This window comes from Eisenbergiella tayi (assembly GCF_001881565.1).
GTDB lineage: Bacteria > Bacillota > Clostridia > Lachnospirales > Lachnospiraceae > Eisenbergiella > Eisenbergiella tayi.
Window position 1 is genome coordinate 539,890 of sequence record NZ_MPDJ01000005.1, and the last position, 25,973, is coordinate 565,862.

Below are 25,973 nucleotides of genomic sequence, written 5' to 3' on the forward strand. Positions count from 1 at the left end.
CCTTCAGATTCCACCTCGCGATGGACACCCTTGCTTTCGGCTATATCCTTCCCACTACCGGGCGGATTCCGGACTTGCACCGGTTAGAAACGTGCGCCGCCGGGCGCACTGCAAAAGGGGGAAGCACCCTGGGGCACTTCCCCTCTTGCCTATTGCTGCAGTGTTTTTGCTATTACTTCATCTCCTGATGTCTTCCAGTCTCTTATCATATCTTCCGCATCCTTATCTCCGGTAAAATAAGACTGGAGCTGTACATAGAATGTCTCTCTGAAATCGGACCACCAGGGTTCCAGAACACCGATGGAAGAATCCGCATATGCCGCCGTACTGGCTGCCGCACGTTTTGCCTGTTCATTCAGCACTTCATCTCCGTAATCCACATCCAGATCCTTTAGTACGGTGGAGTTTCCTGTCTGAACACATACCTCCTGGCTGTATGCCTCATTTTCCAGAAAAGTCTGAATTACCTTACGGGCCGCTTCTATTTTTGTTTCATCTCCATTATTCTTAAATACGGTAAATCCTGTGCTTCCCCAGCTCATAACATGGGGATCCGCCTTTCCGTCCGGTGTTGGAATTTCATAAATATCCACATCAAAGGGCTGGATATCGCCGCTGTCAATCTGTTTTTTTACATTGACTGCTTCCCCTGTTCCCGTACTGACAAACATACAGGCCAGTTTCTGGCTGTACCAGTTGGGACGGATGTCATTATCCACAGTGGTTGCTGCACCTGCGGGAACCAGGTCCTCCTCTATCAATGTACGGAACAGATCGAGGGTAACCGCTGCTTTAGCTTCATCCACAGCCATTTCCGTATGCTCTCCATTGAGAATGCCGCTTCCCCCGCTCATCAGGAAGGAGTAATATACAGAGTCTGACGATTTGCTTCCTGCAAAAAGCTGTGTGGCATATATATTCTGTTCTTTCCCTTTTTCTCTTGCTGCCCTGCAGAATTCCAGGAACTCCTCATATGACCAGTGAATCTTATCCTCCGGCAGAAGATCGTAAACGCCCAGTTCCTTTGCCAGGGACACATTTACCGTTATGTTATAACCCTGAGACAGATTAATGGGAATATACCCCTGAATACCATTCAGCTTCCCCGTATCCAGCACTCCGTCATACAGCAGGGGACTGAGTTCCTCTGCTGTGGCAGAAAGATCTGCTGCCAACCCTCCGCCGATTGCAGGCGCAATTCTGGAATACGTATCCAGATACAGATCCGGCGTGGCTCCGGTAGCCATGGCAACCGTAACCTTCTCAGGCCCCGCATCCCATGTCAGAACCTCCGTATTCAGGATGATTCCATACTTATCCTTTACTTCCTGAGCCAGATCCCTGCTCATTTTTTCATCAAAGCCTTCATATAATGGCATATACCAGAAAGTAACTTCCGCTCCTTCCAAATCTGTCTGCTGTGTATCCGCCGCAGTTTCCTTTTCAGCAGCATCGGAAGCAGCCTGGCTTTCCTCTCCTGATGCAGCCGTCGTATCCTTTGTTTCCGCCACCTCCGCCTTATTTCCGCATGCCGTAAGCATCACACCTGCGAGCATTAACGCAAGCAGTTTTTTCCCATTCTTTTTCATAGAACCCCCTCTCTGTCCGTCCCTGCGGACATCGATTTCTTCCGTAAACAGATACCAATCTTGCAAGATAGCTATATTATAATTTTTTAGGCATAACGATAAAATCAGGCCTGTTTGGAAATTCTCCGGATTTTTATGTTAAAATTCCTCACATTTTCCTAATATTCCGGATTTTCCGCATATTCCCGAGGTCTTTTCCCCGTAAGCTTTTTAAATACTTCATAAAAATAAGAAGGATTGCTGTATCCGGCTTCCAGAGCTATCTGATAAATTTTCATATTGCTGTTTCTCAGAAGCTCTTTGGCCTGTTCAATCCTGACCATATTCAGATATTCTACAAATGTAAAACCTGTTTCTTCCTTAAAAAGGCTGCAGAAATAAACGGCGGAAAGGCCGATAGCCTCGCTGACCTGGGACAAATTCAGTTCTTCTTCCTTATAATGCTCCCGGATATATAGCTTCGCCTTTTCTATTACTCTTTTGCCTTTTTTCTGGCTTTGCTGCTGTTTATATGCTTTTATCTGCCCGCATACATCCAGCAGCACTCCCTGCAGCTCCAGAGGCTCTCTGCACTGAAGCAGTGAAAAATAAGGATCCTCCGTGAAACAGCCTTCCATATCCCAACGGATTTCCTGACATGAGGTCAGTATTTCCGACAGCAGCTTGATACACTCCTTTTGAATACAGGAAAAAGAACCCTTAGAAGCGATCATCAGACGGTTCATATAATTTCCTATCGCCTGTCTGATATCCAGAAAGCCTGAAGAATCCGAGTAACGGAGTACCTCTGCCATCTCTTTTTCCAATCGGATAGGCTCCCGCTCCTCCAGAACCAAAACGTTTTCTATCATAGTCACATGATTCCTGCCATATATATTGCTGTAATCCAATGCCTGTCTGGCTCCTTCGCAGCTCACAGGCAATTTTTTCATACTGTCCACCAGACTGCCTATCCCTGCCTGAAAATCATAATGGGAATAGGTCTGAAGCTTGTCCCGTACCCTCATCATCATTTTTTCCGCCGCTTCTTTGTCAGGACTCTTCATCTGAATAAAAACGAACCCCTGTGAAAAATCTTTCCAGAGAACCCGGCATACCAGGTGGTATTCGTTTCCGATTTCCGATATCATGTTCTGAAGAGCGAACTGAAATATCTCCTTATCCGCAATTTTCATACGTCCGAAATCAGGAACCAAAACCACTACCTGAAAATTACTTCCCACTATTTCCAGATTCAGCTTGTCCATATGCAGCATCAGTTCTTCCTCCGTCTCCTCTGCACCTTCCAGCACTTCCAGCATATATCTGTCCTGAAGGAGCGGAAGATTTTCCTGAAGAATCTCTTCCATACGCTGGAACTTTGCCAGCTCCTCCGTCTTCTTCTTGATATTATCCACAGCCTTCTGCAGGGCACCGATAAGCTCACCCGAATCCAGAGGCTTTAAAAGGAAATCCACGGTACCGGCTTTAATAGCCTCCCTCGCATATTCCAAAGTCCCAAAGCCGGTAATGAGCACAATCTGAATATCCTTTTCCCTCTCTGCAAACCTTCGGGCCAATTCCATTCCGTCTATTAGCGGTATATTAATATCTGTCAGGACAATATGAGGCTCATATTGCATGAAAAGAGCCATCGCTTCCTCACCTTCCGAAGCTTCGGCTGCCAGCTCAAGTTCCATGCTCTCCCATGGGATGCTTTCCTTTATATGTTCCCGGATCGCCTTATCATCATCAATTATCATCAGTCTGTACATGTTCTGTCATCTCCTCCGGTATGGTCAAAATAACTTTTGTATATTCTCCGAATTCACTTTCCAGGCACATAGTGCATCGGGGACCGTAATATAGCTTCAGTCTCCTGTACACATTCCAGAGCCCGTAACTGTTTCCCTGGCATTTTTCTTCCCGTATTGCTTCCTCTATCCGCATGGTTTTATCCTCCTCCATTCCCATGCCGTTATCCGTAATCTCTATACAGATTCCGTTTCCATCCCCACTTTCCACCCGGGCCATGCTTATCCGGATCCATCCGTCATTTATATTTCCTGAAAACGCATGAAGATAAGCATTTTCCACGATTGGCTGAAGGGTAATACGAGGTACCCTGACAGAAAGAAATTCTTCCGCAATATCCGTTATCAGTTCAATTTTCTTCCCTCTGCATAACATCTGCAGCCGCATATAATAGCTTATGTGATCAAGTTCGGTACGTATGGTATGAAAGGCATCCCCTTTCCCCAATGACAGCTTGAAAAATCCGCTCATGGAACGCAGTATCTGCAGGGCCATATCCATATTACTTTTTTCCATATAAAAAATAGCCACATCCAGAGTATTATACAAAAGATGCGGGTTGATCTGCGCCTGAAGGAACCTGATCTCTCCGAACTGGATTTGTTTCTGCTTTTTCTTATCCTCCGCAATATAGCCCCGAATATCATCCAGCATTTTATTATAGGTTTTTCCCAGGTAATCCACTTCATCCCTGCTTTTCCCCTGATACCTCAGCTCCAGATTGCCGGCTCCCGTACGTTCCATAATATCCTTTAAATGCTTGATATTACGGGTTAATCCCCGGGAAATGAAATAAGCGGCCGCCATGGAAAGCAAGGTGCATATTCCTGCTGCCGCAAGCATGGTGAAAAAGACAGTATCCTGTGTGGTTTTCAGGATCGTATTTTCCGGAACCGCAGCCAGATACCATCCCTTGTCCCCTACCGGAACATAAAAAAGCGCACCGGATTCCTCCTCCTTCAAATCAACCCTTTTTCCGATTTCCGCTCTGTCTCTCGCCGAAATCACAATGCCGTCTTCATCAGTCAAAAAGCTCTCCTCACCGAAAAAAGAATACATATCCTCCAGAACCTTTTCTTTCACATAGAACACCAGCATTCCTACCGGTTCATTAGAACCGGTATCCCGCAAAATACGCACATTCATAAAATAGGGTTCCCTGATACCATTCTGCAGATCTATTGCCATGGGGATCCATAATGCATAGCTGCTTTCCTCAGAAAATCCTTTTTTATATTCCTCTATTACCTCCATACAGCTGCCATAGTCATAATGCCCGAAATAATTTTCCAGGCCTGCGGAAACAGAAAATCCATCCTTCCGGTACAGAGTAATCTGGCTGATGGATGAGGCGGCATTCAAAATTCTCAGGAAATTGCCATATACCTGATTATGCAGCCCCACAGGATCCTCAACCGCATGCTTGCTCAGCAATATATTTCTCATATCCTTGTCAAAAAAAAGTGAAATCGCCGTATATTCCGCTGCATCCATTTTTTCCACAATATTCTTTCCCGCAATCTCCAGATTTGACTCCTGAAGCAGCCGGTTCATTCTTACTGCTTCCGATCTGAATCTTGTATAAAGAAGTGCAATACCTAAAAACATGATGATCAGACTGGTAATAAACAAGCTTCCTGCTATTTTCCGCATCAGGCCGGACCGTTTTTTCAATATGCATACCTCCTTTGTGTAGAAACACCCAATTTCAGCATAACATATCTGTTTTTCCAAGCCTATCAGGAATCTTATCATTTAATCTGGTAAATTAAGGTCACAGGTTATTTCTCCCTCGTATTAAGATACTGCATGATCGACATATGAATATTCCAGGCCACCTTCTCCTGATAATAATTATCACAAAGCTTCTCGGCCTCGGCGCTGTTGGACAGGAAACCGCACTCTACAATAACAATCGGTTTTCCCGTTTTTTTCAGCAGGTAATAACTGTCGTTTGCCTTGGCCTGCCGGTGATTCTCCGGATCCAGATACTGTATCATCCGGTTTTGGATCATCTCTGCCAGCTCCTTGCTTTTTACACTTCCATTGTAATAAAAAACCTGGGCGCCGTTCACATACTCCTCGCCATAGCTGTTCTGGTGGATACTGACCGCCAGATTAGGCTGTGCCTCTTCTATAATCTGAATCCGGCGTTTCATATCCTGCACCTTTTTATTGGAGGCATTTTCGTCGTAAAGGCCTCCGTCACTTTCCCGTGTCATGACCACCTTCACGTCCGACGCTTCCAGAAACATTTTCAGCTTCTCCGCAATCTGCATGTTCACTTCTTTTTCCAGGGCCCCGTTTATTCCGATTTTTCCCGGATCGTCTCCTCCATGCCCTGCATCTATGACCACGCAAAACTGTTCCGTCTTCTGCGCCGTTCCTTCGTTGACCAGCACAGCCGCCTGCCTTGCGGCAAAAAAAACGGACGTACACAGAATAATCGTCACTACGCCCTTAAGAAGCTGTTCTTTAAGTTCCTGCCTCATAGGAACCTCCCGACTTTTGCTTATTCCATTCTATGTCCTTTCCATAAAAATAAGAACTCATCGACGGATCCTTTCCTTTACAGCGCAAATATAGATCAAAAAATGTTTTGCCCGCAGTCTTCGCAGGCAAAACATTCTTTTTTTATAACATATTAGTTTGGTTCAGGCTCAGCCGTTAGCGAAACCGGACAAAACATCCCATACCTCAGGATGTCCCTTTTCATATCCCAGCTTCCATGCAGCCACACCGCCTATATTATAACTTTTCATGATATTCATCTTAACTTCCAGAGACCTGGCATCTTCGATCCAAACCTGATAGAAGGAATCACCATCCTGTACCTCGGCATAATTCTGACAGGTATCCTCATCCCAGACCGCCTCTATATTTCTGTCGGAAAGGAACTTCTGTACAGCGCTCATACCTACGGCCTGGCTCTTCACCTCACCGCCGGACGTTTCCCAAATCCGCGTGTAGAAGGGTACGGCATTAATCACTTTCTCCGGAGGCACGGACTGGACCATGGTGCTGATCCCTTCCTCCACATAACCGATGGAAGCCACGCTGCCCGGCTCCTGGGAACCGCCGTAATGCTCATCATAGCCCATGATAATTACGTAATCCGCCACTTTCCCCTGTTCCTTCCAGTCATAATGCGCATTGTAATTCTTAGGCACATAATTATCCACGGAAAGCACCAGGTTATTCGCCCTGCAGGATATGGACAACTCTCTTAAAAACTCCACATAATCTTCTCCTGCTTCACTGCTCACCTGCTCCAGATCCACATTAATCCCGTCAACTCCCAGGGCAAGCGCCTCATTTACAAGGCCCTCAATCAGCTTAGCCCTCTTACTTGTATAGGATAAAATTTCTTTTGTATTCACATCATAGGTAAAATTGTCCAGAAGCGCCCATACTTCAAGCCCTCTGCTGTGAGCCTTGTTTACATAATCCGTACTTCCGATGCTCACAAAATTTCCATCATCATCGCTCAGGAAAAACCAGGTCGGGGATATTACATTCATACCGGTAATGCCCTCCAACACCGATTCCAGTGTGGAGTTGGCGGATTCACTGGTAACCTGATGCCATCCCAGATTGATTTTGTAATCCCTGCGGATACTGGTATATTCCGGCTCCTGATAGTCCGTTACCGGGATAAGCGTCTCGCTGTGCTGGTTCTTCAGCCGCTTATTCTCCACATATCCCAGAAATCCATCCTCAGTAGCCACCTTGCTCCAATTTTCCATTTCTTCCAATATAACGACCTTATCTCCGGCTGTCATATCCGTAAGAATATCGCTTTTTACACCGCCCTGATAGCGGACAGCGGTATCCTTCCCTATTTCCGCCGCCTGATGCTCATTCCAAATAGTTGTGAGTACAGCCCTGTTCGGCTCCTGATATAATGTAAAGGAAAAATTAGTGAATTTCTTTACATAGTCAAGCGCTACATACATTATGCCGTTATCCAGAAAAGCGGGAATGTATCCTTCTTCCCCGGAAGCACCTGCCTCCGCCCGGATAATGGAATCCGGAGTGGTATATAAAAGCAGCCCTTCGTTATAATCGGCATAAAACCGGTCATTAAGGTACTCATGCACCGTATCCAAATCCAGATAGCATCTGCCCTCTGACAATTTTCCTTTTTCTTCTTTAATTTCATTATTTAATACGAGGGCTACATCCTCCCCCGTTTCCAAACCATAATATGCATTCAGGTCCATCCTCTCTTTGGAATAAGAGAAACGTTCCAGAATCTTCGTCCCTGCAGTAATGGCAATAATCACGATAATAAGGACGACAGCGATTATTACCGGAAGCTTTTTTTTCATTATCCGTAACCTCCTGACCGTCCTTATTATAACAGACTATTTAAACATCGTCATTACCTATTTTTACATAAACCGACAGAAATTGACTCTTCCATATTCCGCAGCGGCGGTACGGGGGACCGCTTTTGTGCGGATAACGGAATTCGTGATTTTTTAGTATTTTGATTATGAATCAGATAGGAAACAATTCTATTGTTTGGCAATAAGAGTTATTAACGGTATTTTACCTTATCATACCGTACTTCCCGCAATTTGCCATCCGTATCGGTGACAAAATCGGGCATGTAGACGGCATCTTCGCTGACAAAAAATTTCCTGGCGATTTCCTCCGGGGAAGCAGGCCTGTCTTCAAGATATAAATTTACACCTTTATTGTGCATTTCCCTTAAGTGCTCCTCCAGCTTAATCTCGTCATCCTCTTTGTGCATGTCTAACATCCTCCGTAATTTCTATACGAAAAAAATACCCTCAGCAAAAACTGCTGCTCTCCAAAAGGAACGTGATATATAAATGGATATTCTTCCGTATGACTGTTACGGCAATGACGACATTTAAACAGAAAAAAATAAGATGCTCCAGGACATGTATCGCGGAATAAGATAAAAAAAACAAATACAACATGAATTTTGCGAATTAAACGGAACTTAGTGATAATTTTGGAAATGATTTTTACCACGACAAGCACATAAGCCTGTAAGACATCCTCATACTATATAGATGAGGAGAAGATATAGCGCATGCAGGAAAAATCCGATGCAACTATAATGTTTGCTTAAAATATGATATAATAGAATCATAATAAATGAGATATTACAACATCTCATTCCGGCTGAAAACCGCCCTCCTTCTGACACTGATTGTCCAGAAGCATCTCTGAATGAAATTATATCCGAAAAATGGAAAAATATCAAGCAAAAATCTTAAAAAAGTTTAAACAGTTACTCAGGACGCTTGACTTATTTCTTTCTTAAGTATAATATATTTGATAATTGCAGATACTATACAGATATGTTCATTTTACAGGCATTTTCAGTCACACAAGACAACAATTTCAATATCTTTATATTAAGGATGTGAGAACATGAAAATTGAAAAAGTAAATGATCATCAGATTCGTTGTACACTTACAAAAGCTGACCTGGCAGATCGTGAATTAAAAATCAGCGAGCTTGCCTATGGTACGGAAAAAGCAAAAAGCCTTTTCCGCGACATGATGCAGCAGGCATCCCTGAAATTTGGTTTTGAAGCAGAAGATATTCCGCTTATGATAGAAGCTATCCCTCTGAACTCCGATTGTATCGTACTCATCATCACTAAGGTGGAGGATCCGGAAGAGCTGGATACCCGTTTTTCCAAATTCGCGCCAAGCGTTCAGGATGATGAGAGTCTGGATGACATGATCCAGGATCTGAATGAAGGGGCTGACGATGTGCTCGATTTATTCAAGCGTATTCATGAAGGACGCGTCAATGGCTCACAAAACGGACAGAAGGCTTCTTATCAGGATGCGGGAACAGCAGAAGATGCGACCGGCAAAGAAAATTCTGCCGACAGCCTGGCATCAGCTGATTCCTCACTCAATCTGGCAAAGATTTATTCCTTTGATTCATTGAATCATTTAACAAGGCTCGCCCATATTTTGAACGGCTTCTACCACGGTGTAAATTCCCTTTATAAGGATGGAAGTACCGGACGATATTTCCTTATCGTCACAAGTTCCTCTCATACACCCGAAGAATTCAATAAACTCTGCAACTGCCTGTCCGAATATGGACGCCAGGAAAAATCAGTACCCGCCGGAGCAGCTTATTTTGAAGAACACTACGAACTGATAATCAGCGAACGCGCTTTACAGAACTTAAGCAAAATTTAATCATGCATTGCAAAAAGGCACGTACATTTCTGCACGTGCCTTTTTTGTGATAATACATTTTATAATGCTTCGATTTTACTCATCAAATCATTAATATCCATTCCATGAACCATAGCAGCTTCTTCCAGGCTCTCTCCCTGAGCGGAAGGACATCCCAGACAATGCATGCCTGCTTCCATCAAAATGGAAGCTACATCGGGATTGGTTCTTAAAATTTCACCAATTGTCATTTCTTTCGTAATTCCAGCCATTATGCCATCCTCCTTTTCCTCTGAAACTATCAGCGGCGCATGCCTGCCGATTTCTCTTAGTATAATACTTTTCCCTGAAATACGCAAGATATGCGTTTTTCTTTAAATATAAAAATTTTCGAAATAAAGTTATATACTTTACTCTTATTGATCGATTTTTATTAAAAAAGCATAAAACCGCCCTTTGTTTGAGAAAAAGAACAGTCCGCGCCTTGACGAAGCACTTTAGGAAACATATAATACAGATGCGGGTGACGCCTGACAGAGGTCTTATCCGCCGTTTTACCCGGCAGACGGCTCCGCCGTGCTGCTGACTGATTATCTTACAGTTCATGCTGCTTTGGCAGCGAAAAGGAGGAAAATCTTGAGAACAGAATGGAATGGTTTTATTGGCGGTGATTGGGAACATGAAATCAACGTGCGTGATTTCATCCAAAACAATTACCACCCTTATGACGGGGATGAAGCTTTTCTCGCAGGCCCTACCCGGAATACTCTGGATCTTTGGGAACAGGTGCTGGATCTGAGCCGCAAAGAAAGAGAAGCCGGCGGTGTCCTGGATATGGATACAAAGGTCATTTCCACCATTACGTCCCATGGTCCCGGATATCTTGATAAATCCAAAGAAACTATTGTAGGAGTGCAGACTGATGCTCCCTTTAAACGTTCTTTACAGCCTTATGGAGGAATCCGTATGGCGCAGAAGGCGTGTGCCGATAATGGCTATACCCTCGATCCTGAGGTGGAGGAATTCTTTTCCACTCACAGAAAAACGCATAATGCAGGTGTTTTTGATGCCTATACCTCAGAAATGCGCGCGTGCCGGAGCGCCCACATCATAACAGGCCTTCCGGATGCCTACGGACGGGGAAGAATCATCGGTGATTACAGAAGAATTGCCCTCTACGGAATTGATCGTCTCATTGAGGACAAGCTTGCACAGAAGGATTCCACCGGCAGTGTAATGACTGATGATGTCATCCGTCTCAGGGAAGAAATTTCCGAACAGATTGTCGCTCTGAAAATGATGAAACAGATGGCTGCTTCCTATGGCTGTGATATTTCCAGACCGGCCGCAAATGTTCAGGAGGCCATCCAGGCCACTTATTTCGGTTATCTCTCCGCAGTGAAGGAACAGAACGGCGCCGCCATGTCACTTGGCCGCACCTCAACCTTCCTTGATGTCTATGCGGAACGTGATCTTGCACTGGGAACCTTTACGGAAGAACAGATTCAGGAATTCGTGGATCACTTCATCATGAAGCTGAGAATTATAAAATTTGCCCGTACTCCGGAATATAACGATCTCTTTTCCGGCGATCCTGTCTGGATTACCGAATCCCTGGCAGGTGTTGGCGTGGACGGACGCCACATGGCGACAAAAATGTCCTTCCGCTATCTGAATACCTTAACCAACCTGGGGCCTTCTCCCGAGCCCAACCTGACGGTTCTGTGGTCCACCAGACTTCCGCTTAACTTCAAGCGCTACTGTGCGAAGATGTCCATCCAGACCTCTTCCATCCAGTATGAAAATGATGATCTGATGCGTGTGACCCACGGTGATGATTACGGCATCGCCTGCTGTGTATCTTCTATGAGAATCGGCAAGGAAATGCAGTTCTTCGGAGCCCGGGCGAACCTGGCAAAATGTCTTCTTTATGCATTAAACGGCGGCATTGACGAGAAGAGCAGAAAGCAAATCGGGCCGAAATACCGGAAGTATGAAGGGGATGTCCTGGAATACGACAAGGTTATGGAAGCCTTTCACGATATGATGGAATGGCTGGCCGGCGTTTATGTAAATACCTTGAATGTCATCCATTACATGCATGATAAATATTGTTATGAAAGAGCGCAGATGTCCCTTCATGACAGAGATGTGCGCCGGTATTTCGCTACCGGTATCGCAGGTCTTTCCGTAGTGGCGGATTCACTTTCCGCCATCAAGTACGCAAAGGTGGAACCCATCCGTGATGAGTCCGGTATTATCGTGGATTTCAAAACAACCGGTGATTTCCCCAAATACGGAAATGATGACGACAGAGTGGATACCATAGCAAGAGAACTGGTTTCCAGTTTCATGACTATGGTCAGAAGACATCATACCTACAGGGATGGTTTCCCCACTACTTCCGTACTGACCATCACTTCCAATGTGGTATATGGAAAAGCTACCGGAGCCACACCGGACGGACGTAAGGCCGGAGAACCCTTCGCCCCCGGAGCCAATCCCATGCACGGAAGGGACAGCCACGGAGCCGTAGCTTCTATGGCATCCGTAGCCAAGCTGCCCTTTAAGGATGCGCAGGATGGTATTTCCAACACCTTTACCATCATCCCCGGAGCCCTCGGAAAAGAGGATGAGGTTTTTGCAGGCGACATTGAAATCGACCTGAATCTGAACGAATAAAAAAGGAGCTGTTTTATGGATCAGAAGGCTATGATAGATGATTTGGTCCGGATGCTGGACGCTGGTGCAGCAAAAGGCGTAGGCCATATCAACGTCGCTTATGACGAAGCCCTGCCGGACAGCAAAGAAATACAGACCTTGGGGTGCCCGGACTGCTCAGCCGCACCGCTGGCGTGCAGCGTTCCCACCCTCCATGAGGGCCTTGACGGGACCGAAGACGAATAACCCACTCAATAAAAGAAAGGAATACAAACTATGGAAGCAAACAGCGCACAGATAGATAACCTTGTTTCTTTACTTGACGGCTATGCAGAAAAAGGCGGCCATCATCTCAATGTAAATGTATTAAACCGTGAGACTCTTCTGGATGCCCAGAAGCATCCGGAAAATTATCCCCAGCTGACCATCCGTGTATCCGGCTATGCCGTTAACTTCATCAAGCTTACACCGGAACAGCAGGCGGATGTTATTTCCCGTACGTTCCACGAAGCTCTGTAACCGCATAAATCCATAATTGCATTTTAAGCAGTTATAAGGGGGACTGGCGCATATGCGGCAGTCCCTTTTCAGTCCGCTTCCATCGATTGTGAAAATCCGTTTTTCATGGTATACTTTATTACTGAAACACGGGCTTGTCCATAAGGCAGCGGAACTCTTACAGAAAGGCATGCCCGATTAACAGCAGTCTGTGATGGAGGGTTTGATATGCAGGCCAATCGCAGTAAATCATCCGGTTCCGGAACCGCGCTTTTGTCCCTTACCAGGGAGCAGATCCTCTCCTTCCGGCTTAAAAGCCATAACTTAACAGGAATATCTCCGTCCGATATTCCCGATGCCTTTGGAGGGTGGATTATGCAGAACTCACCTCCCGGGGCCTGGGAATTATCTGTCTTCTCACGGATGCCTGATATTACCCTTTCCGCATTAGATGAAGCTCTTACCGAATCCCGGACACTCATTCAGGCCTGGAGCCTGAGAGGCGCCCCCTGTATCTTTCCGGTGCAGGATTGTGACGTTTTTCTCACGGCCCTGATACCCGAAAATGAACCCTGGATATATACAAGAGGCATTGCACTCGTCCTTGAACATTTACATATGTCAATGGAGGAACTGCTCCCTCTTGTAAAAAATGCCGCCCTGATTCTGAATGAAAATGAAATAGTCGGAAAGCCTTCTCTGGATCATATCCTGGCCGAAGAAGCCGCCAAATCTCTTGACAGCGTAAAAAGAGAACTCTGGTATTCCCCGTCCTTTTTTTCACCCGAACAGACCATGGGAGAAGCCGCCGTTTCCTTTCTTCTTCGACCCTGCTCTTTAGAAAAGCTTGTTGTATTCGGCAAACGGGAAAAGAACTTACCCACCTTTACTTCTCTGCGGAGCTGGAGTCCATCTGTCTTCGATCCGGACCGCCGCGTACCGTCTCCCACAGCCGTACTGGTGAAACGCTTTCTGCACAGCAATGGGCCTGCTTCTCCGGCAATGCTTGCCGACACACTGGGCTGTTCCCCCGCCCAGGCCAAACGCATGTGGAAGGACGCGGAACGCATCTATCCGATTATCCCTGTCCGGTCAGGCAATAAAACGGCTTTTATTCTGGAAGAAGACCTTCCTTCTTTCATGGCGCCGGACTCATCTCTTACCGACTGCGATATGTCTGTTGCCATCCTTGCGCCCCACGATCCGTATCTGGATGTCCATGACCGTGAGCTCCTGCTTCCTGATAAGCAGCTTCAGAAGCAGGTCTGGAAGACAGTAGGGAACCCCGGTGTAATCCTTCGGGGAGGTATGATCGCCGGGATCTGGCGTTCAGCAAGAAAAAACGGTTCGCTGTCAGCCGAGTTTTCTCTTTGGTTCACTCCATCCGCCTCACATAAGAAAATAATAGAACGATGGTTTGAAGGCTATGCCAAATTGTACGATTTAAAGCAAAAAGAATTAAAAATAAATATTATGTAAATAACTAACAACATCTGCTCACCAGAGGGCAAATTTCTAAAGAAATTGCATTTTGCTCCGCAAAACATGGAGGATTATTATGCAGACAAATATACCGACCAATACGCAGGGACGCATACATTCCATCGAAAGCTTCGGTACCGTTGACGGGCCGGGTGTGCGGTTTGTCATTTTCCTGCAGGGCTGTCCCATGCGCTGCGCCTACTGCCATAATCCCGATACCTGGGAACTGAATGCAGGAACCCCGGCTTCCCCGGCCAAAATTATGGAACGCTACGAACGCAACAAAAGCTTTTATAAAGACGGAGGCATCACCGTGACCGGCGGGGAGCCTCTGCTTCAGTTGGATTTTCTTATTGAATTATTTACCCTTGCCAAAAAAGAAAATATTCATACCTGTATCGATACCTCCGGCATCCCTTTCGCACTCTCCAATAAGGAATGGATGGAAAAGCTGAAAACGTTGATGTCCATGACAGATCTCGTCATGCTGGATATCAAGCATATCGATCCCAAAGCACATAAAAACCTCACGGGCTGCTCCAACGACAACATTCTGCGTTTTGCCCGGTATCTGGACAGGGAAAAAATACCGGTCTGGATACGCCATGTTGTTGTTCCCACGGTTACCGATGATGAAGCCAGCCTTTACCGGTTAGGCTGGTTTATCGGAGGCCTGGGCAATCTGAAGGCGCTTGATGTGCTTCCCTATCATACCATGGGCAAAGTAAAATATGAAAAGCTGGGCATTCCCTACCGCCTGGAAGGCATTCCTCCCATGGACAGGCCCACTCTTCTTCTGAAAAAGCAGGCCATTTTAAAAGGGATCCGGGACCGCCGGAACCAGCGGCAGCCCGCCTCGTAAAATCTGTATATTTGTTCTTTAAAAAGTACAAAAAATCGCCGTATATTCACAAAAAATGTCTTGTACAAAATCATTTTCTATATTAGAATAGGTAATGATAATCAATAGAGAATAAAGGAGGATATCATTATGGCATATGTAATTAACGATTCTTGTGTAAGCTGCGGAACCTGCGAAGGACAGTGTCCTGTTGGCGCTATCTCTGCAGGAGATTCTCAGTATGTAATCGATGCTGATACCTGTATCTCCTGTGGTTCTTGCGCAGGCGTTTGCCCTACAGGTGCAATCTCTGAGGAATAATCCCGGAAAACACACATAAGAAGCATTCAAGAAAGAAGCATTCAAAAAAATGAATGCTTCTTTCTTTTTTCTCCGTTAGCAGCCGCCTTGCTCTCCTCCTGTTTTTTCTGTTCCTTTTTTTCTCTTCCGGTAAGTCTCTTCCTGCTGCGCTGCCGGAGCAGCTCGTCCAGTTTTCTGTAATGCTCTTCTTCTCTGTCGATTCTCAGCTGTTCCCTTCGTTCATTTTCTTCTTCCTGCACACGGAACTGGTAGTCCATTTCCTTCATGATGGTTTCTTTGATTTCTCTTGTGAGATCTTCATTATTTTCCCTTACCGCCTGGGAAATCAGACTGTGCAGAAGCAGCTGAAGCCGTGCTCCCTTATCCTGTATATCCCGGCCTCCGGTTTCCGAAAGTTCCTCCTGTACGTTGCGGGCGGCCTGGCTGTGTTCTCTGAGGGGAACCATTACCTGCATGCTGCTGTCCGTGAGTACTGTACGGATCGCCTTCAGCTGAAGCCCCTGCTCTTTCAGCTTTTTAATTTCCTTAAACTGCTCCACGTCCTCCTTTGTATAATACCTGTGCCCTAAATCATTTCTGCGTATGGGCAGCTTCAGTTCTTCTTCCCAATACCGGAGCACGTGGCTTTCCACTCCCACCAGCTTTGCGGTTTCCGAAATCAGGAACATATCCTTTTCCGGTTCCTGCTTTTTTCCTTCCTCCGTTCTATTTTTTGCCGTCATTTCTTCTTCGTTCCTGCCTGTCCTCTCCTCTTTTAACAAAATCACCTTACTGCTTTCTTTTTTATTTCCCATGCTTTCCTCCTGTCTGCCGTCTGACGGCACTTCCTTTTTATATAAGCTACGATGAACTGGTTTATCCGGTTATCTATATAAAAAAAGAGAACTCCGGCATAACCGTATGTTCTCTTTTGTAAGTGTATTCCTATTTTGTTGTGCACAGCTATTTCTGCAGATTTGCGAACTTGGTAAATTCGGGAAGCCATACCAGGTCAATGGTTCCGATAGGACCGTTTCTCTGTTTGGCTATGTTGATTTCCGCAATTCCTTTCTTCTCCGTATCGGGATTGTAATAATCATCACGGTATATGAACATAACCACGTCGGCATCCTGCTCGATGGCCCCGGATTCACGCAGGTCGGAAAGCATGGGCCTGTGATCCGGCCTCTGCTCCACCGCACGGCTCAGCTGGGATAATGCCAGCACGGGAACCTGCAGTTCCCTGGCCAATGCCTTCAGCGAACGGGAAATATCTGAAATTTCCTGCTGTCTGGAATCCGTTCCCCTGCCGCTTCCCGACATCAGCTGCAGGTAGTCAATGATAATCATCTTCAAATCCATTTCCAGCTTGAATTTACGGCATTTGGAACGCATATCCGCGATGCTGATACCCGGGGTATCATCAATAATAAGCTTGGACTGTCCGATCATGCCGGCGCTCTCTATCAGCTTTTCCCATTCCATGTCGGAAAGGTTGCCGGTACGCAGATGCTGGGAATCCACCTTGGACTCCATGGCGAAGAGACGGTTGACCAGCTGTTCCTTACTCATTTCCAGACTGAATATGGCGACGCACTCACCGGAGTGAAAAGCCACATACTGGGCAATATTCAAAACAAACGCTGTCTTACCCATGGAAGGCCTGGCAGCTATAAGTACAAGGTCCGACGGCTGCATTCCCGCCGTCCGGTAATCCAAATCAATGAAGCCTGTGGCAATACCGGTTACGCCCCCGCTGTTGTGGGAAGCCTTTTCGATTTTGTCCATGGCGTTCATAACCACTTCACGGATAGGGACGTAATCTCCGGTATTTCTCCTCTGAACAAGGTTAAATACCTTTTTCTCCGTCTCCTCCATGATGACTTCCATGCTGTCCTTGCCGGCATAGCAGTTGTTGGCAATCTCCTCCATCAGCCGGATCAGACGGCGCAGCATGGCTTTTTCCGCCACAATGTTGGTGTAATATTTAATATTGGCAGAGGTAGGCACCGCCGTGATCAGATCCCTGATAAATTCCAGACTGCTGATTTCCGGAGGCACATCCTTTTCTTTAAGCCTGTTCTGTAAGGTAACCAGATCCACAGGCTGTCCCTGGTCATTCAATTCCACCATGGAGTCAAAAAGCACGCCGTAGGACTTATTATAAAAATCTTCTCCGCATATCAATTCAGATGCGACAACAATCGCTTCTCTGTCCATTATCATGGAACCGATAACGGATTGCTCCGCTTCCAAACTATGGGGCAATACTCTTTTTAAAATAGCCTCATCCATCGATGCCATTGATAATTCCTTCTTTATTCTTCTACTTTAACCTTCAGTATACCAGTTACCTTCTGATGCAGCTTCACGGGTACATCATAGGTCCCGAACGCTTTGATCGCATCAGTCAGCTGAATCTTTTTCTTGTCAATGTCCAGTCCGCACTGATCCTTGAATGCGGTGGCTATTTCCTTGGAGGAAACGGAGCCGAACACCCTTCCGCCTTCTCCGGCCTTCATCTTAATCACAACGGATTTGCTCTCCAGATCCTTTGCAAAAGCCTGAGCCGCTTCCAGTATTTCTTTTGCCTTCTTTTCTTCGTTGGCATTCTGCAGCTTCAGGTCATTCAGATTCTTTGTATTGGCTTCCAGGCCCAGCTTTTTAGGCAGTATAAAGTTTCTGGCATAGCCGTCATTTACATTTACAATTTCACCCTTTTTCCCCAGGGCTTTTACATCTTCCAGTAATATAACCTTCATTATCTCAGTTCACCTTCCTCTATCATTTTATCCAATGTGCCTTTTATTGTACCAATAACAGCCCCAAGCTCCGAATTATCAATCTGACAGCCGGCTACATTCATATGTCCGCCGCCGCCCATCCGCTCCATGATTACCTGTACATTGACCTCATCAATGGAACGGGCACTGATATATATCCGGCCCTGGTATTCCGTCAGAACAAAGCTTGCCTTGATCCCCCTGATATTAAGAAGTTCGTTGGCAGCCTGCGCCCCCACGATAGTAGGACTCTGAATCCCGTCGCTTCGGCATACGGAAATGGCATAATCATTACGATAGATTTCCGCCTGCCCCACCGCATCCGCCTTGGCCTTATATTCGGCCGCATTTTCACGGAACAGCTTTCTCACCCTTGTTACATCCGCGCCGTTCCTTCTCAGGAAAGCAGCGGCCTCAAAGGTACGCACACCGGTTTTCGTCATAAAATTATTGGTATCTATCATGATGCCGGAATACATGCAGTCAGCTTCTTCGCCTTTAATGCGTACGCCGTCATTGATATACTGTAATATTTCCGAAACCATTTCGCAGGTGGAGGAAGCATAGGCCTCCACATAGGAAAGGGTAGCATTTTCAATCGTCTCTGTTCCCTGCCTGTGATGATCCAGCACCACAATGGACTTGCATACCTTAAGCAGCTCCGGGCATTCGGTAATGCTGGGTTTATTTACATCCACCACCACCAGCACAGTATTGCTGCCTGCCGTCTCCAGCGCCTGCTGGCTCTTTAAAAACATGTCCTGCTCATACTCCTGGCTGTTCTGGAACATTTCAATCAGGGGCTGTACGGAAGTCGTAATTTCATTAATGACAATCTGGGCCCTGCGATCCAGCGTCTTGGCTATGCGGTAAATACCGATTGCCGCACCAAAGCTGTCCACATCCCCGATCTGGTGCCCCATAATCAGAACCCTGTCCTTGCTGGTAATGATTTCCCTGAGGGCATGAGCCTTAACACGGGCCTTAACACGGGTGTTCTTCTCCACCTGCTGGCTCTTTCCGCCATAATAGCTGATCTGCTCCGGTGTCTTGACCACACACTGGTCGCCGCCGCGGCCCAGGGCCAGGTCAATGGCCGTTCTGGAAAACTCATAATTCTGGGAATAGCTCAGCCCGTCCAGGCCGATGCCGATACTTATGGTAACCGCCATCTCATTGCCTATGTTTACGGTCTTCACGTCCTCCAGAAGTTCGAAACGCTTCTCACTCATCTGGGCTACCGCTTTCTTACGCAGCACCGTCAGATACTTGTCCTTTTCAATTTTCTTGCAGATTCCGTCGAAACCGGAAACATACTTGTTCACTTTCCTGTCAATCAGCGCCATCAGCAGTGATCGTCTTACCTCTTCCACGCTTTCCAGCGCTTCATCATAATTATCCAGGTAAATCATTCCCACAGCCAGAGACTGATCATCATTTTCCCGCAGAGCGATCTTCAATGCCGTCTCATCAAACAGATACATGGCATACAGACATCCTCTGTAGTCTTCCTCTCCTATTATATCGCTGTCATCCGCCATTTCCCGAAGGGAAATCCTGGTGAATCTGGCGATATACTCGCTTTCCTCGTAAGAAATCTCAAATTCTGCAATGCCTTCTTCTTCCGTGGGAAGCCTGTCCTTTGTGGCGGAAGAAAAAAAGGACGTAACGGATTTGTGCAGGGCTTTCTCATTATGTATCGCCCTGGCAAATGCATTATTGTTCCATACGATCTTTCCGTCCTCATCCAGTAAAGCATAAGGAATGGAAAGCTCCCGAAGCAGTTCCTTCTGTATCTGTCCGTACTGCGTGGCAAAGCTCACCAGTTCATTAATTATAATAGGCCTGTTATACAGCATCAGATACAGAATCATCGCAAAATAGAATACAAGAAAACAGGTAATAAGAAAACCCGCCCGCATATCCAGAAAATAAATACCAATATCCACTAACAAAAGCAAAAGGCCAAGATACATGGAAATCTGCATATATATCTTCAGCCTTCCTTTTAGTTTGACTCTTTTCTTCATCTCTATCCTCATCCGTAGTCCGAGCCGGCCCACACCTTGCCAGCGGGCCATACATCGCCTGAAAATCTTCTGATTACTATACCCCGGAACCAGGTCCGGAAATACATATCTTTGATATTATACCATTTTTTTTTCCAGATTACCACACTTTTCATAGGTTTGACGGACGACGGTAGCCATGTCTTTTTTCCAATTCCTGACAAAAAAGGACCAGCCATCCCACAGGACAGCCGGTCCGACTTTTAAATTTACCGCTCAGTACGCATCCGTACAATTCCCGCTGCTTAGTCTGCTACGTAAGGCATTAATGCCAAATGTCTTGCACGCTTGATAGCAACGGTGAGTGCTCTCTGATGCTTTGCACAGTTTCCGGTGATTCTTCTGGGAAGGATTTTCCCTCTTTCGGAAACGTATCTTTTCAATTTATTTACATCCTTATAATCGATGGTATTATCTTTTCCGCAGAATACGCAAACTTTTTTTCTTCTGCGCATACCGCCTCTTCTCTTCATCGGAGAATCAGATCTCTCTGCTCTATTAAAAGCCATAGTATTGCCTCCTATCTGAAAATCACATTAATTAAACGGCAGTTCCTCATCAATTCCATCCGGAATATTCATGAAACCATCGCCGGGTGCACTGGGTTCAGGCCTGGATACCGGTGCGGAATAACCCCCGTCGTTACTGGCCGCAGCGTTCTTGCTTTCGGCAAACTCCTGGTCTTCCACAACAACATCAGTGGTGTAAACCTTAACACCGTCTTTGTTCGTGTAGCTGCCAGTCTGAATACGTCCTGTTACAACGACCTTCGTCCCTTTGCGCAGATATCTCTCTGCGAATTCAGCGCTTCTTCCGAATGCAACGCATCCGATAAAGTCTGCGGAGTTCTCGTCGTTATTGCGGTTGAACCTTCTGTCCACCGCCAGTGTATATCTGGCAATTGCCGTTGCGCTCTCTCCCTGGGAATATCTCACTTCAGGATCCCTGGTTAAACGTCCCATAAGAATTACTTTATTCATATTACCTCCTGTACTGCGAATGCATCCTCAGTACAAATTCAGGACAGCACACCGCATCCACAAAATTTACTGATTATGCTTCTTCGCGCTTAACAACTAAATATCTCATAACGTTGTCCATAATGCGAATACGGCTTTCGATCTCTGCAGGTGCAGTGGTCGGTGCGTCGAACTGAACGATGTAATAGAAGCCTTCTTTCATTTTCTGGATTTCGTAAGCCAGTCTTCTCTTACCCCATTCATCAACGTTTGTAATTGTGCCGCCGAATCTTTCGATCAGAGCCTTGCATTTGTCTACAACTGCCGCTCTTTCGTCATCTTCGATTTTCGCATTCACAACAAATGTTAATTCATATTTGCTCATGCTTTGTTACCTCCTTTTGGTCTCTGGCCCCCTTTTCGGGAGCAAGGAAATTTATATATCACGGAGTAATATGATATCACAGAAAACCGGTTAATTCAAGCCTTTTCCCGTATTTCCCGCACGTTTTTTTCCACAAGCTTCCTGGGAACCATGATTTGATGGCCGCAGCCCATGCATTTCAAACGAAAATCCGCCCCGATCCGCAGAACCTCCCATTCCCTGCTGCCGCAGGGATGCTGTTTTTTGAGTTTCACTATATTTCCAACCTGGATATCCATTTCCGCCGCTCCTGTTCTTTACGTAACAGTTCAGACAGGTCTGTACTGTTGCTTCTTTACAGCCTTGAAAAAATTTCCCCTATACTGCCCTGCACCACCAGATCCGCTTCCCGGTCCCTTGGTGTGGGAGTCTTATTCACCAATACCAGCTTATTTCCCCTGTAATAATCGATCAGCCCCGCCGCCGGATATACCGCCAGTGAAGTCCCTCCGATAATAAGCACATCGGCTTTGCTGATATACTCAACTGCCCGTGTGATCGTCTCATTATCCAGACCTTCTTCATAGAGAACCACATCCGGCTTGACAGATCCTCCGCAGCTGCATTGGGGCACTCCCTGTGAATTCAGGATATATTCCGCATCATAGAACTTATGGCAGCGTTCGCAGTAATTGCGCAGGACACTTCCATGAAGCTCCAGCACATTCCTGCTTCCCGCCTTCTGATGCAGCCCGTCAATATTCTGGGTCACTATTGCCTTCAGCTTCCCCTCTTCCTCCCACTGCGCAAGCTTCCTGTGGGCGGCATTGGGCTGCGCATCAAGACAAAGCATCTTGTCCCGGTAAAAGCGGAAAAATTCCTCCGGCATCCTCCGGTAAAAGGTATGGCTCAGAATGGTTTCCGGCGGATAGTCATATTTCTGGTTATACAATCCGTCCACACTCCTGAAATCAGGTATCCCGCTCTCCGTAGACACTCCGGCCCCTCCGAAAAACACAATATTATCCGTTTTTTCTATTATATCCTTCAGCCTTTCCAAGCTTTCTTCCATATCCGGTTCCCCCTTATTTGTGCAGGCCGCGAGCCTGGCTTTGGCGGCAGCCCTCAAGAAGGACGGCAGCACCGTCCTCTGTCACGGTGCTGCCGTCTCATGGTTATTGGCAAATTCCACATACTTCATATCTTCCTGAGTAATATGCACCTTCCACCATTCCTGCAGGTACTCAAATACTTCTCCCAGCATTTCATCCTGTGTATCCAGGGAAAGCTGCGGTACCCGGTCGATGAATTCCTGTAATTTCCTGCGGAAGGCTTCATGACATCTTATATGTTCTTCCAGCTGATCAAATCCCAGCTCCCGCATATAATCCTCTTCATATGCAAAATGCTCTGCCGTATGGAAGCTGAGCCCTTCCAGAATCTTATTAATATCGGCACATTTAAACAGCATATTTTCATCCGTAAAAAGCAGATAAGCTCTTTGGGTATGATCCAGCATTCTTGCATGCTGCTGATCAATGGTTTCGTTTCCTGTACGGTATTCTTCGCTGACTTCATATTGCTTCATTCCTAAGTATCCCCACTTCCTTTTCTCTGTATTTGTAGTGAATTCTGCCGTATCGCCGCATGTTCCCCCTCAAAAAGCCCAACGGCATTTTACTATCTGAAGATAGTATAACATAACTTTTTTTGTTTGAATACCGTAATATAGCAAACGAAAAAAGTTAATTTTTTATCAAAGTCTCTGCATACATTTCCGCTTCCCGCGCATATAATAATTCCATACGCTTCCCTTCCAGCCTTCCTTTTCATTCTGCTGCGGGAAATACGGAAACAGAAAGGTTACTGTCCATGAAAAAAATAGCAATCGCCGGAATTTCCGGCAATACAGACAATTACCGCAATGCCCTTTCACAGCTGGGGGCCGTCTGTACCACACTCACCGACGTCAGCAGCTCATCACAGTTTGACGCCCTTCTTTTACCCGGCGGCGGAGATATTGATCCGGTCCTGTTCGGAGAAACCGATCATGGTTCCCGGAGCATTGACCCCGTACTTGACAGACAGCAGCTCTCCATGCTCGATGCTTTTGTAAGCGCCGGCAAACCGATCCTCGGCATCTGCAAAGGGATGCAGGTTATCAACATCTATTTCGGAGGACGGATCATCCAGGATCTCCCTACAAATACCCTGCACCAATATACGGACCGGGATCAGGTCCATCCAAGCCATGCGCTTCCCGGAACCGTACTCCAAAAGCTTTACGGCAGTGATTTTCCCGTAAACAGCGCCCATCACCAGGGCATAGGCTCCCCCGGCAGGGATCTTTTCATTATCCAATATGCTCCCGATGACGTGCCGGAAGCCATTATACATAAGACTCTCCCCATCCTGGGCGTCCAATGGCATCCTGAACGGATGTGCTTTGAACACAACCGGACGGATACTCCCGACGGAAGCCTTCTTCTCACTTACTTCCTGTCCCTTATTCCCTGAGAACCTGCTCCCGGCGGGCATACAGCAAAAAAGACAGAGACGCTTTCCGTCCCTGCCTGCTTTTCCTTTTCCCTTTTACTGCTGTATAATAACCTCTTCCCAATCCTTAATGCCGATATAGTTCTTCGCAAATTCGGTATAGGCGTCTTTTTCATCCGTATCTATGTATTTAAAGGTATCATATATGTATTTGCGGCGTCCGTTCTGATAAGAAAGCCCCAGCGCCAGCCCCTGCGCCACCTCTCCGGCATCGTCTGTCTCCCTGGACAGGAGCATGGAATCTATGTGCTGGTTATTTTCCGCGATATAATAGGCATAGGCGAAGGCCGCCGCCTGCACATCCTCCCCATAGGTGGACGTAAATCCCATCTCGCTTAAAATGACGGACCGGACCTCTCCGTCTGGCATCAGGTATTCATCCTTCTGCAGGTAATTCGTCACCACATCAATATTATATATGGTCACCATGGAGGTATCCTCCGATTCCTGTACCATCTCCCCGGCTTCTCCCGTAAGTTCCCAGAACTTCGGCCAGGTCATAGGATAGGAATAAGGATGATGCGCCAGTCCCCACTGGATATTTCCTTCCTCTTTTATACACTCATTAAAGGCATCCATCAAATCCCTGGAATCATAACTGGAATCGGAGCTTAAGTTCCTGTTCCACTGCTGGTCCAGGGATATGTAAATCCTTGCATTGGCGTTAAAGCTCTTAATCCCGTTATAAAACAGCCTGACTGCCCTGGCATATTCCCTGGCGTAGGTATCGATATCCACATACTTCATATAATTCCAGGTAGACCGCACATTCACTTCATTTCCGATAATCCAGTTCATGACAATGCCGTGCTCCTCATCCCTGTATCTTTCCGCCAAAAATGCGGCCACCGCCTCCAGATAATCCGTTCCTGCCTCCTCCGCGGCATTAAATGCATAATAATAGGCATTTCCTCCCCGGGACAGCGGATGGATAACCTGAGGATAAGCATCCGATTTGTTATTCAGCAAAATCGCCGTTATCACAATTCCCTTGTCAGACAGAGTTTTAAAAACATAATCATACTCGGAAACCACATGGCCGTTCAGCGTATAATCCTTTCCATTATAATTATAAATAATGGTGGGATAATCGCTGTGGGTACTGGGCCCGAGAAGCCTTGCTATGGGGATATTATAAGCCGCCTGCTTTACCCCCAGATCATCCAGCTCCGACGTCCCCAGCTTCTGAGGATCCACCAACAGTCCCTTAATGGACTCCGCTTTCGGATAAGGCTCCGAATAACTGGCCAGAGCCTCCGGATTCGTTATATACTGAGGCGTACTCAGCACCTCATACTTTCCATCCTTCTTCACCGCCACCACAAATTTGGAATACAGCCGGCTGTCCGCCGTATTATCCAGGATATCCGCCTTCAGCATGAAAGACGTCTTCTTTTCGGCACGCGCAATCGGAACCGCGTCCTCCGGCACCGCATCCTCATAAGTCTTCATAGCTAACAGATACAGATTATTATCATCACTTTCCGGGAAAGCATCCGCCTCCCCCTTAAGCGCGAACTGCGTTCCGTCGGGAAGCACCTCACAGGAAAGGATTGTAACCTTCCTTTCCCCCGTTCCCTTTACCGAATGCGTTTTCTCCGACTGCTCCGCTTCCGCCGAACCGCCTTCCTGCTCCGGCTGAACCTCTTCTATACCCTCAAAAATCCCCGCAACCTGCTTCCCGATATTCTCACTTTGATATACAATAAACATAGCAGTCCCAATGACACCCAAAATAAGCAACAGTACCGCAAGATAAATTCCCAATACCTTGTTTCCTATTGCCTTCTTCTGTTTATTAGACCGATCCCCCTTTTTCCGGGGATCGGCGCCTTTATTCTGTTCCTGCTTCATATTTATTCTTAATTCCTGTTCCTGAAAATGGTTGCCTTGT

The 25,973-nt window shown here is 46.4% G+C and carries 26 protein-coding genes; 8 read left to right on the forward strand and 18 right to left on the reverse strand.

Annotated features, from left to right (window positions below; translation table 11 throughout):
* Positions 1 to 149: 149 nt before the first annotated feature.
* The 6 genes from BLA28_RS20480 to BLA28_RS20505 form a co-directional block, all read right to left on the reverse strand.
* Positions 150 to 1,589, reverse strand: a complete 1,440-nt coding sequence (locus tag BLA28_RS20480) for an ABC transporter substrate-binding protein (protein WP_069157858.1) — start codon at positions 1,587 to 1,589, stop codon at positions 150 to 152.
* 158 nt (positions 1,590 to 1,747) lie between these two features.
* Positions 1,748 to 3,343 carry a response regulator gene (locus BLA28_RS20485; RefSeq protein ID WP_069157859.1) on the reverse strand — a complete coding sequence of 532 codons (1,596 nt, stop codon included), beginning with the start codon at positions 3,341 to 3,343 and terminating at the stop codon, positions 1,748 to 1,750.
* Positions 3,321 to 5,057 carry a sensor histidine kinase gene (locus tag BLA28_RS20490; protein WP_169897278.1) on the reverse strand — a complete coding sequence of 579 codons (1,737 nt, stop codon included), beginning with the start codon at positions 5,055 to 5,057 and terminating at the stop codon, positions 3,321 to 3,323. Before BLA28_RS20490 ends, BLA28_RS20485 begins: the two co-directional genes overlap by 23 nt.
* A gap of 107 nt (positions 5,058 to 5,164) precedes the next feature.
* Positions 5,165 to 5,875 carry an N-acetylmuramoyl-L-alanine amidase gene (locus BLA28_RS20495; RefSeq protein WP_009251935.1) on the reverse strand — a complete coding sequence of 237 codons (711 nt, stop codon included), beginning with the start codon at positions 5,873 to 5,875 and terminating at the stop codon, positions 5,165 to 5,167.
* A 168-nt stretch (positions 5,876 to 6,043) separates the two neighbouring features.
* On the reverse strand, positions 6,044 to 7,714 hold the full coding sequence (locus tag BLA28_RS20500) for a glycosyl hydrolase family 18 protein (protein WP_044971349.1): 1,671 nt from the start codon (positions 7,712 to 7,714) through the stop codon (positions 6,044 to 6,046).
* Between the two features lie 212 nt (positions 7,715 to 7,926).
* The gene (locus tag BLA28_RS20505; RefSeq protein WP_069157861.1) at positions 7,927 to 8,142 is read right to left on the reverse strand and encodes a hypothetical protein; all 216 of its coding nucleotides are present in this window, start codon (positions 8,140 to 8,142) and stop codon (positions 7,927 to 7,929) included.
* A gap of 653 nt (positions 8,143 to 8,795) precedes the next feature.
* On the opposite strand from BLA28_RS20505, the gene BLA28_RS20515 reads away from it, so the two are divergent.
* The gene (locus BLA28_RS20515; RefSeq protein ID WP_009251938.1) at positions 8,796 to 9,587 is read left to right on the forward strand and encodes an adaptor protein MecA; all 792 of its coding nucleotides are present in this window, start codon (positions 8,796 to 8,798) and stop codon (positions 9,585 to 9,587) included.
* A gap of 59 nt (positions 9,588 to 9,646) precedes the next feature.
* Here the strand turns inward: BLA28_RS20515 and BLA28_RS20520 are convergent, their stop codons facing one another.
* The gene (locus tag BLA28_RS20520; RefSeq protein ID WP_044971345.1) at positions 9,647 to 9,838 is read right to left on the reverse strand and encodes a DUF1858 domain-containing protein; all 192 of its coding nucleotides are present in this window, start codon (positions 9,836 to 9,838) and stop codon (positions 9,647 to 9,649) included.
* Positions 9,839 to 10,202: 364 nt separating this feature from the next.
* Here BLA28_RS20520 and pflB point away from each other — a divergent pair, with 364 nt between their 5' ends.
* The 6 genes from pflB to BLA28_RS20550 all read left to right on the forward strand — a co-directional run bounded on the left by pflB (position 10,203) and on the right by BLA28_RS20550 (position 15,369).
* Positions 10,203 to 12,248 (forward strand): formate C-acetyltransferase, encoded by a 2,046-nt coding sequence (pflB, locus tag BLA28_RS20525; RefSeq protein ID WP_044971344.1) that lies wholly within the window; start codon positions 10,203 to 10,205, stop codon positions 12,246 to 12,248.
* Positions 12,249 to 12,263: 15 nt separating this feature from the next.
* On the forward strand, positions 12,264 to 12,473 hold the full coding sequence (locus tag BLA28_RS20530; protein WP_044971342.1) for a hypothetical protein: 210 nt from the start codon (positions 12,264 to 12,266) through the stop codon (positions 12,471 to 12,473).
* Between the two features lie 30 nt (positions 12,474 to 12,503).
* Positions 12,504 to 12,746: an autonomous glycyl radical cofactor GrcA3 gene (gene grcA3 / locus BLA28_RS20535; RefSeq protein WP_069150854.1), complete on the forward strand. Its 243-nt coding sequence runs from the start codon at positions 12,504 to 12,506 to the stop codon at positions 12,744 to 12,746.
* 207 nt (positions 12,747 to 12,953) lie between these two features.
* A complete protein-coding gene (locus BLA28_RS20540; RefSeq protein ID WP_069157862.1) occupies positions 12,954 to 14,204 on the forward strand; it encodes a winged helix DNA-binding domain-containing protein in 1,251 nt (416 codons plus the stop codon).
* Between the two features lie 79 nt (positions 14,205 to 14,283).
* On the forward strand, positions 14,284 to 15,069 hold the full coding sequence (pflA, locus tag BLA28_RS20545; RefSeq protein ID WP_069157863.1) for a pyruvate formate-lyase-activating protein: 786 nt from the start codon (positions 14,284 to 14,286) through the stop codon (positions 15,067 to 15,069).
* Between the two features lie 129 nt (positions 15,070 to 15,198).
* Entirely contained in the window at positions 15,199 to 15,369 is a 171-nt protein-coding gene (locus BLA28_RS20550) for a DUF362 domain-containing protein (protein ID WP_009251952.1), read from the forward strand.
* Between the two features lie 41 nt (positions 15,370 to 15,410).
* Here BLA28_RS20550 and BLA28_RS20555 read toward each other — a convergent pair whose 3' ends face one another.
* The 10 genes from BLA28_RS20555 to BLA28_RS20600 all read right to left on the reverse strand — a co-directional run bounded on the left by BLA28_RS20555 (position 15,411) and on the right by BLA28_RS20600 (position 23,111).
* Positions 15,411 to 16,163 (reverse strand): helix-turn-helix domain-containing protein, encoded by a 753-nt coding sequence (locus BLA28_RS20555; protein ID WP_069157864.1) that lies wholly within the window; start codon positions 16,161 to 16,163, stop codon positions 15,411 to 15,413.
* A 148-nt stretch (positions 16,164 to 16,311) separates the two neighbouring features.
* Positions 16,312 to 17,643, reverse strand: coding sequence for a replicative DNA helicase (gene dnaB / locus BLA28_RS20560; RefSeq protein WP_025482483.1), 1,332 nt, complete (start codon positions 17,641 to 17,643; stop codon positions 16,312 to 16,314).
* Positions 17,644 to 17,666: 23 nt separating this feature from the next.
* On the reverse strand, positions 17,667 to 18,110 hold the full coding sequence (rplI, locus tag BLA28_RS20565) for a 50S ribosomal protein L9 (RefSeq protein WP_009251955.1): 444 nt from the start codon (positions 18,108 to 18,110) through the stop codon (positions 17,667 to 17,669).
* Positions 18,110 to 20,161 (reverse strand): DHH family phosphoesterase, encoded by a 2,052-nt coding sequence (locus tag BLA28_RS20570; protein WP_044971336.1) that lies wholly within the window; start codon positions 20,159 to 20,161, stop codon positions 18,110 to 18,112. The genes rplI and BLA28_RS20570 overlap by 1 nt, the downstream gene beginning before the upstream one ends.
* A 284-nt stretch (positions 20,162 to 20,445) precedes the next feature.
* On the reverse strand, positions 20,446 to 20,709 hold the full coding sequence (rpsR, locus tag BLA28_RS20575) for a 30S ribosomal protein S18 (protein ID WP_009251957.1): 264 nt from the start codon (positions 20,707 to 20,709) through the stop codon (positions 20,446 to 20,448).
* A gap of 27 nt (positions 20,710 to 20,736) precedes the next feature.
* Positions 20,737 to 21,180 carry a single-stranded DNA-binding protein gene (locus tag BLA28_RS20580; protein ID WP_009251958.1) on the reverse strand — a complete coding sequence of 148 codons (444 nt, stop codon included), beginning with the start codon at positions 21,178 to 21,180 and terminating at the stop codon, positions 20,737 to 20,739.
* A gap of 73 nt (positions 21,181 to 21,253) precedes the next feature.
* A complete protein-coding gene (rpsF, locus tag BLA28_RS20585; protein ID WP_044971334.1) occupies positions 21,254 to 21,544 on the reverse strand; it encodes a 30S ribosomal protein S6 in 291 nt (96 codons plus the stop codon).
* A 95-nt stretch (positions 21,545 to 21,639) separates the two neighbouring features.
* Positions 21,640 to 21,822 carry a DUF951 domain-containing protein gene (locus BLA28_RS20590; protein ID WP_009251960.1) on the reverse strand — a complete coding sequence of 61 codons (183 nt, stop codon included), beginning with the start codon at positions 21,820 to 21,822 and terminating at the stop codon, positions 21,640 to 21,642.
* Positions 21,823 to 21,878: 56 nt separating this feature from the next.
* Positions 21,879 to 22,595, reverse strand: coding sequence for an NAD-dependent protein deacylase (locus tag BLA28_RS20595; protein WP_044971333.1), 717 nt, complete (start codon positions 22,593 to 22,595; stop codon positions 21,879 to 21,881).
* Positions 22,596 to 22,676: 81 nt separating this feature from the next.
* Positions 22,677 to 23,111 carry a bacteriohemerythrin gene (locus BLA28_RS20600; RefSeq protein WP_009251962.1) on the reverse strand — a complete coding sequence of 145 codons (435 nt, stop codon included), beginning with the start codon at positions 23,109 to 23,111 and terminating at the stop codon, positions 22,677 to 22,679.
* Positions 23,112 to 23,395: 284 nt separating this feature from the next.
* On the opposite strand from BLA28_RS20600, the gene BLA28_RS20605 reads away from it, so the two are divergent.
* A complete protein-coding gene (locus BLA28_RS20605) occupies positions 23,396 to 24,040 on the forward strand; it encodes a gamma-glutamyl-gamma-aminobutyrate hydrolase family protein (RefSeq protein ID WP_069157865.1) in 645 nt (214 codons plus the stop codon).
* A gap of 75 nt (positions 24,041 to 24,115) precedes the next feature.
* Here BLA28_RS20605 and BLA28_RS20610 read toward each other — a convergent pair whose 3' ends face one another.
* The gene (locus tag BLA28_RS20610) at positions 24,116 to 25,933 is read right to left on the reverse strand and encodes a DUF5722 domain-containing protein (protein WP_069157866.1); all 1,818 of its coding nucleotides are present in this window, start codon (positions 25,931 to 25,933) and stop codon (positions 24,116 to 24,118) included.
* Positions 25,934 to 25,973: the final 40 nt, after the last annotated feature.

What these genes read in the sequence shown, in the direction of transcription:
- rplI (WP_009251955.1), bottom strand. Translation starts at nt 18,110, where the DNA reads ATGAAGGTTATATTACTGGAAGATGTAAAAGCCCTGGGGAAAAAGGGT.
- BLA28_RS20600 (WP_009251962.1), bottom strand. Translation starts at nt 23,111, where the DNA reads ATGAAGCAATATGAAGTCAGCGAAGAATACCGTACAGGAAACGAAACC.
- BLA28_RS20610 (WP_069157866.1), bottom strand. Translation starts at nt 25,933, where the DNA reads ATGAAGCAGGAACAGAATAAAGGCGCCGATCCCCGGAAAAAGGGGGAT.
- BLA28_RS20515 (WP_009251938.1), top strand. Translation starts at nt 8,796, where the DNA reads ATGAAAATTGAAAAAGTAAATGATCATCAGATTCGTTGTACACTTACA.
- BLA28_RS20485 (WP_069157859.1), bottom strand. Translation starts at nt 3,343, where the DNA reads ATGTACAGACTGATGATAATTGATGATGATAAGGCGATCCGGGAACAT.
- BLA28_RS20540 (WP_069157862.1), top strand. Translation starts at nt 12,954, where the DNA reads ATGCAGGCCAATCGCAGTAAATCATCCGGTTCCGGAACCGCGCTTTTG.
- pflA (WP_069157863.1), top strand. Translation starts at nt 14,284, where the DNA reads ATGCAGACAAATATACCGACCAATACGCAGGGACGCATACATTCCATC.
- BLA28_RS20570 (WP_044971336.1), bottom strand. Translation starts at nt 20,161, where the DNA reads ATGAAGAAAAGAGTCAAACTAAAAGGAAGGCTGAAGATATATATGCAG.
- grcA3 (WP_069150854.1), top strand. Translation starts at nt 12,504, where the DNA reads ATGGAAGCAAACAGCGCACAGATAGATAACCTTGTTTCTTTACTTGAC.
- rpsR (WP_009251957.1), bottom strand. Translation starts at nt 20,709, where the DNA reads ATGGCTTTTAATAGAGCAGAGAGATCTGATTCTCCGATGAAGAGAAGA.
- BLA28_RS20590 (WP_009251960.1), bottom strand. Translation starts at nt 21,822, where the DNA reads ATGGATATCCAGGTTGGAAATATAGTGAAACTCAAAAAACAGCATCCC.
- BLA28_RS20605 (WP_069157865.1), top strand. Translation starts at nt 23,396, where the DNA reads ATGAAAAAAATAGCAATCGCCGGAATTTCCGGCAATACAGACAATTAC.
- BLA28_RS20480 (WP_069157858.1), bottom strand. Translation starts at nt 1,589, where the DNA reads ATGAAAAAGAATGGGAAAAAACTGCTTGCGTTAATGCTCGCAGGTGTG.
- BLA28_RS20500 (WP_044971349.1), bottom strand. Translation starts at nt 7,714, where the DNA reads ATGAAAAAAAAGCTTCCGGTAATAATCGCTGTCGTCCTTATTATCGTG.
- BLA28_RS20495 (WP_009251935.1), bottom strand. Translation starts at nt 5,875, where the DNA reads ATGAGGCAGGAACTTAAAGAACAGCTTCTTAAGGGCGTAGTGACGATT.
- BLA28_RS20520 (WP_044971345.1), bottom strand. Translation starts at nt 9,838, where the DNA reads ATGGCTGGAATTACGAAAGAAATGACAATTGGTGAAATTTTAAGAACC.
- BLA28_RS20550 (WP_009251952.1), top strand. Translation starts at nt 15,199, where the DNA reads ATGGCATATGTAATTAACGATTCTTGTGTAAGCTGCGGAACCTGCGAA.
- BLA28_RS20505 (WP_069157861.1), bottom strand. Translation starts at nt 8,142, where the DNA reads ATGCACAAAGAGGATGACGAGATTAAGCTGGAGGAGCACTTAAGGGAA.
- BLA28_RS20530 (WP_044971342.1), top strand. Translation starts at nt 12,264, where the DNA reads ATGGATCAGAAGGCTATGATAGATGATTTGGTCCGGATGCTGGACGCT.
- rpsF (WP_044971334.1), bottom strand. Translation starts at nt 21,544, where the DNA reads ATGAGCAAATATGAATTAACATTTGTTGTGAATGCGAAAATCGAAGAT.
- BLA28_RS20580 (WP_009251958.1), bottom strand. Translation starts at nt 21,180, where the DNA reads ATGAATAAAGTAATTCTTATGGGACGTTTAACCAGGGATCCTGAAGTG.
- dnaB (WP_025482483.1), bottom strand. Translation starts at nt 17,643, where the DNA reads ATGGATGAGGCTATTTTAAAAAGAGTATTGCCCCATAGTTTGGAAGCG.
- BLA28_RS20555 (WP_069157864.1), bottom strand. Translation starts at nt 16,163, where the DNA reads ATGGGAAATAAAAAAGAAAGCAGTAAGGTGATTTTGTTAAAAGAGGAG.
- BLA28_RS20595 (WP_044971333.1), bottom strand. Translation starts at nt 22,595, where the DNA reads ATGGAAGAAAGCTTGGAAAGGCTGAAGGATATAATAGAAAAAACGGAT.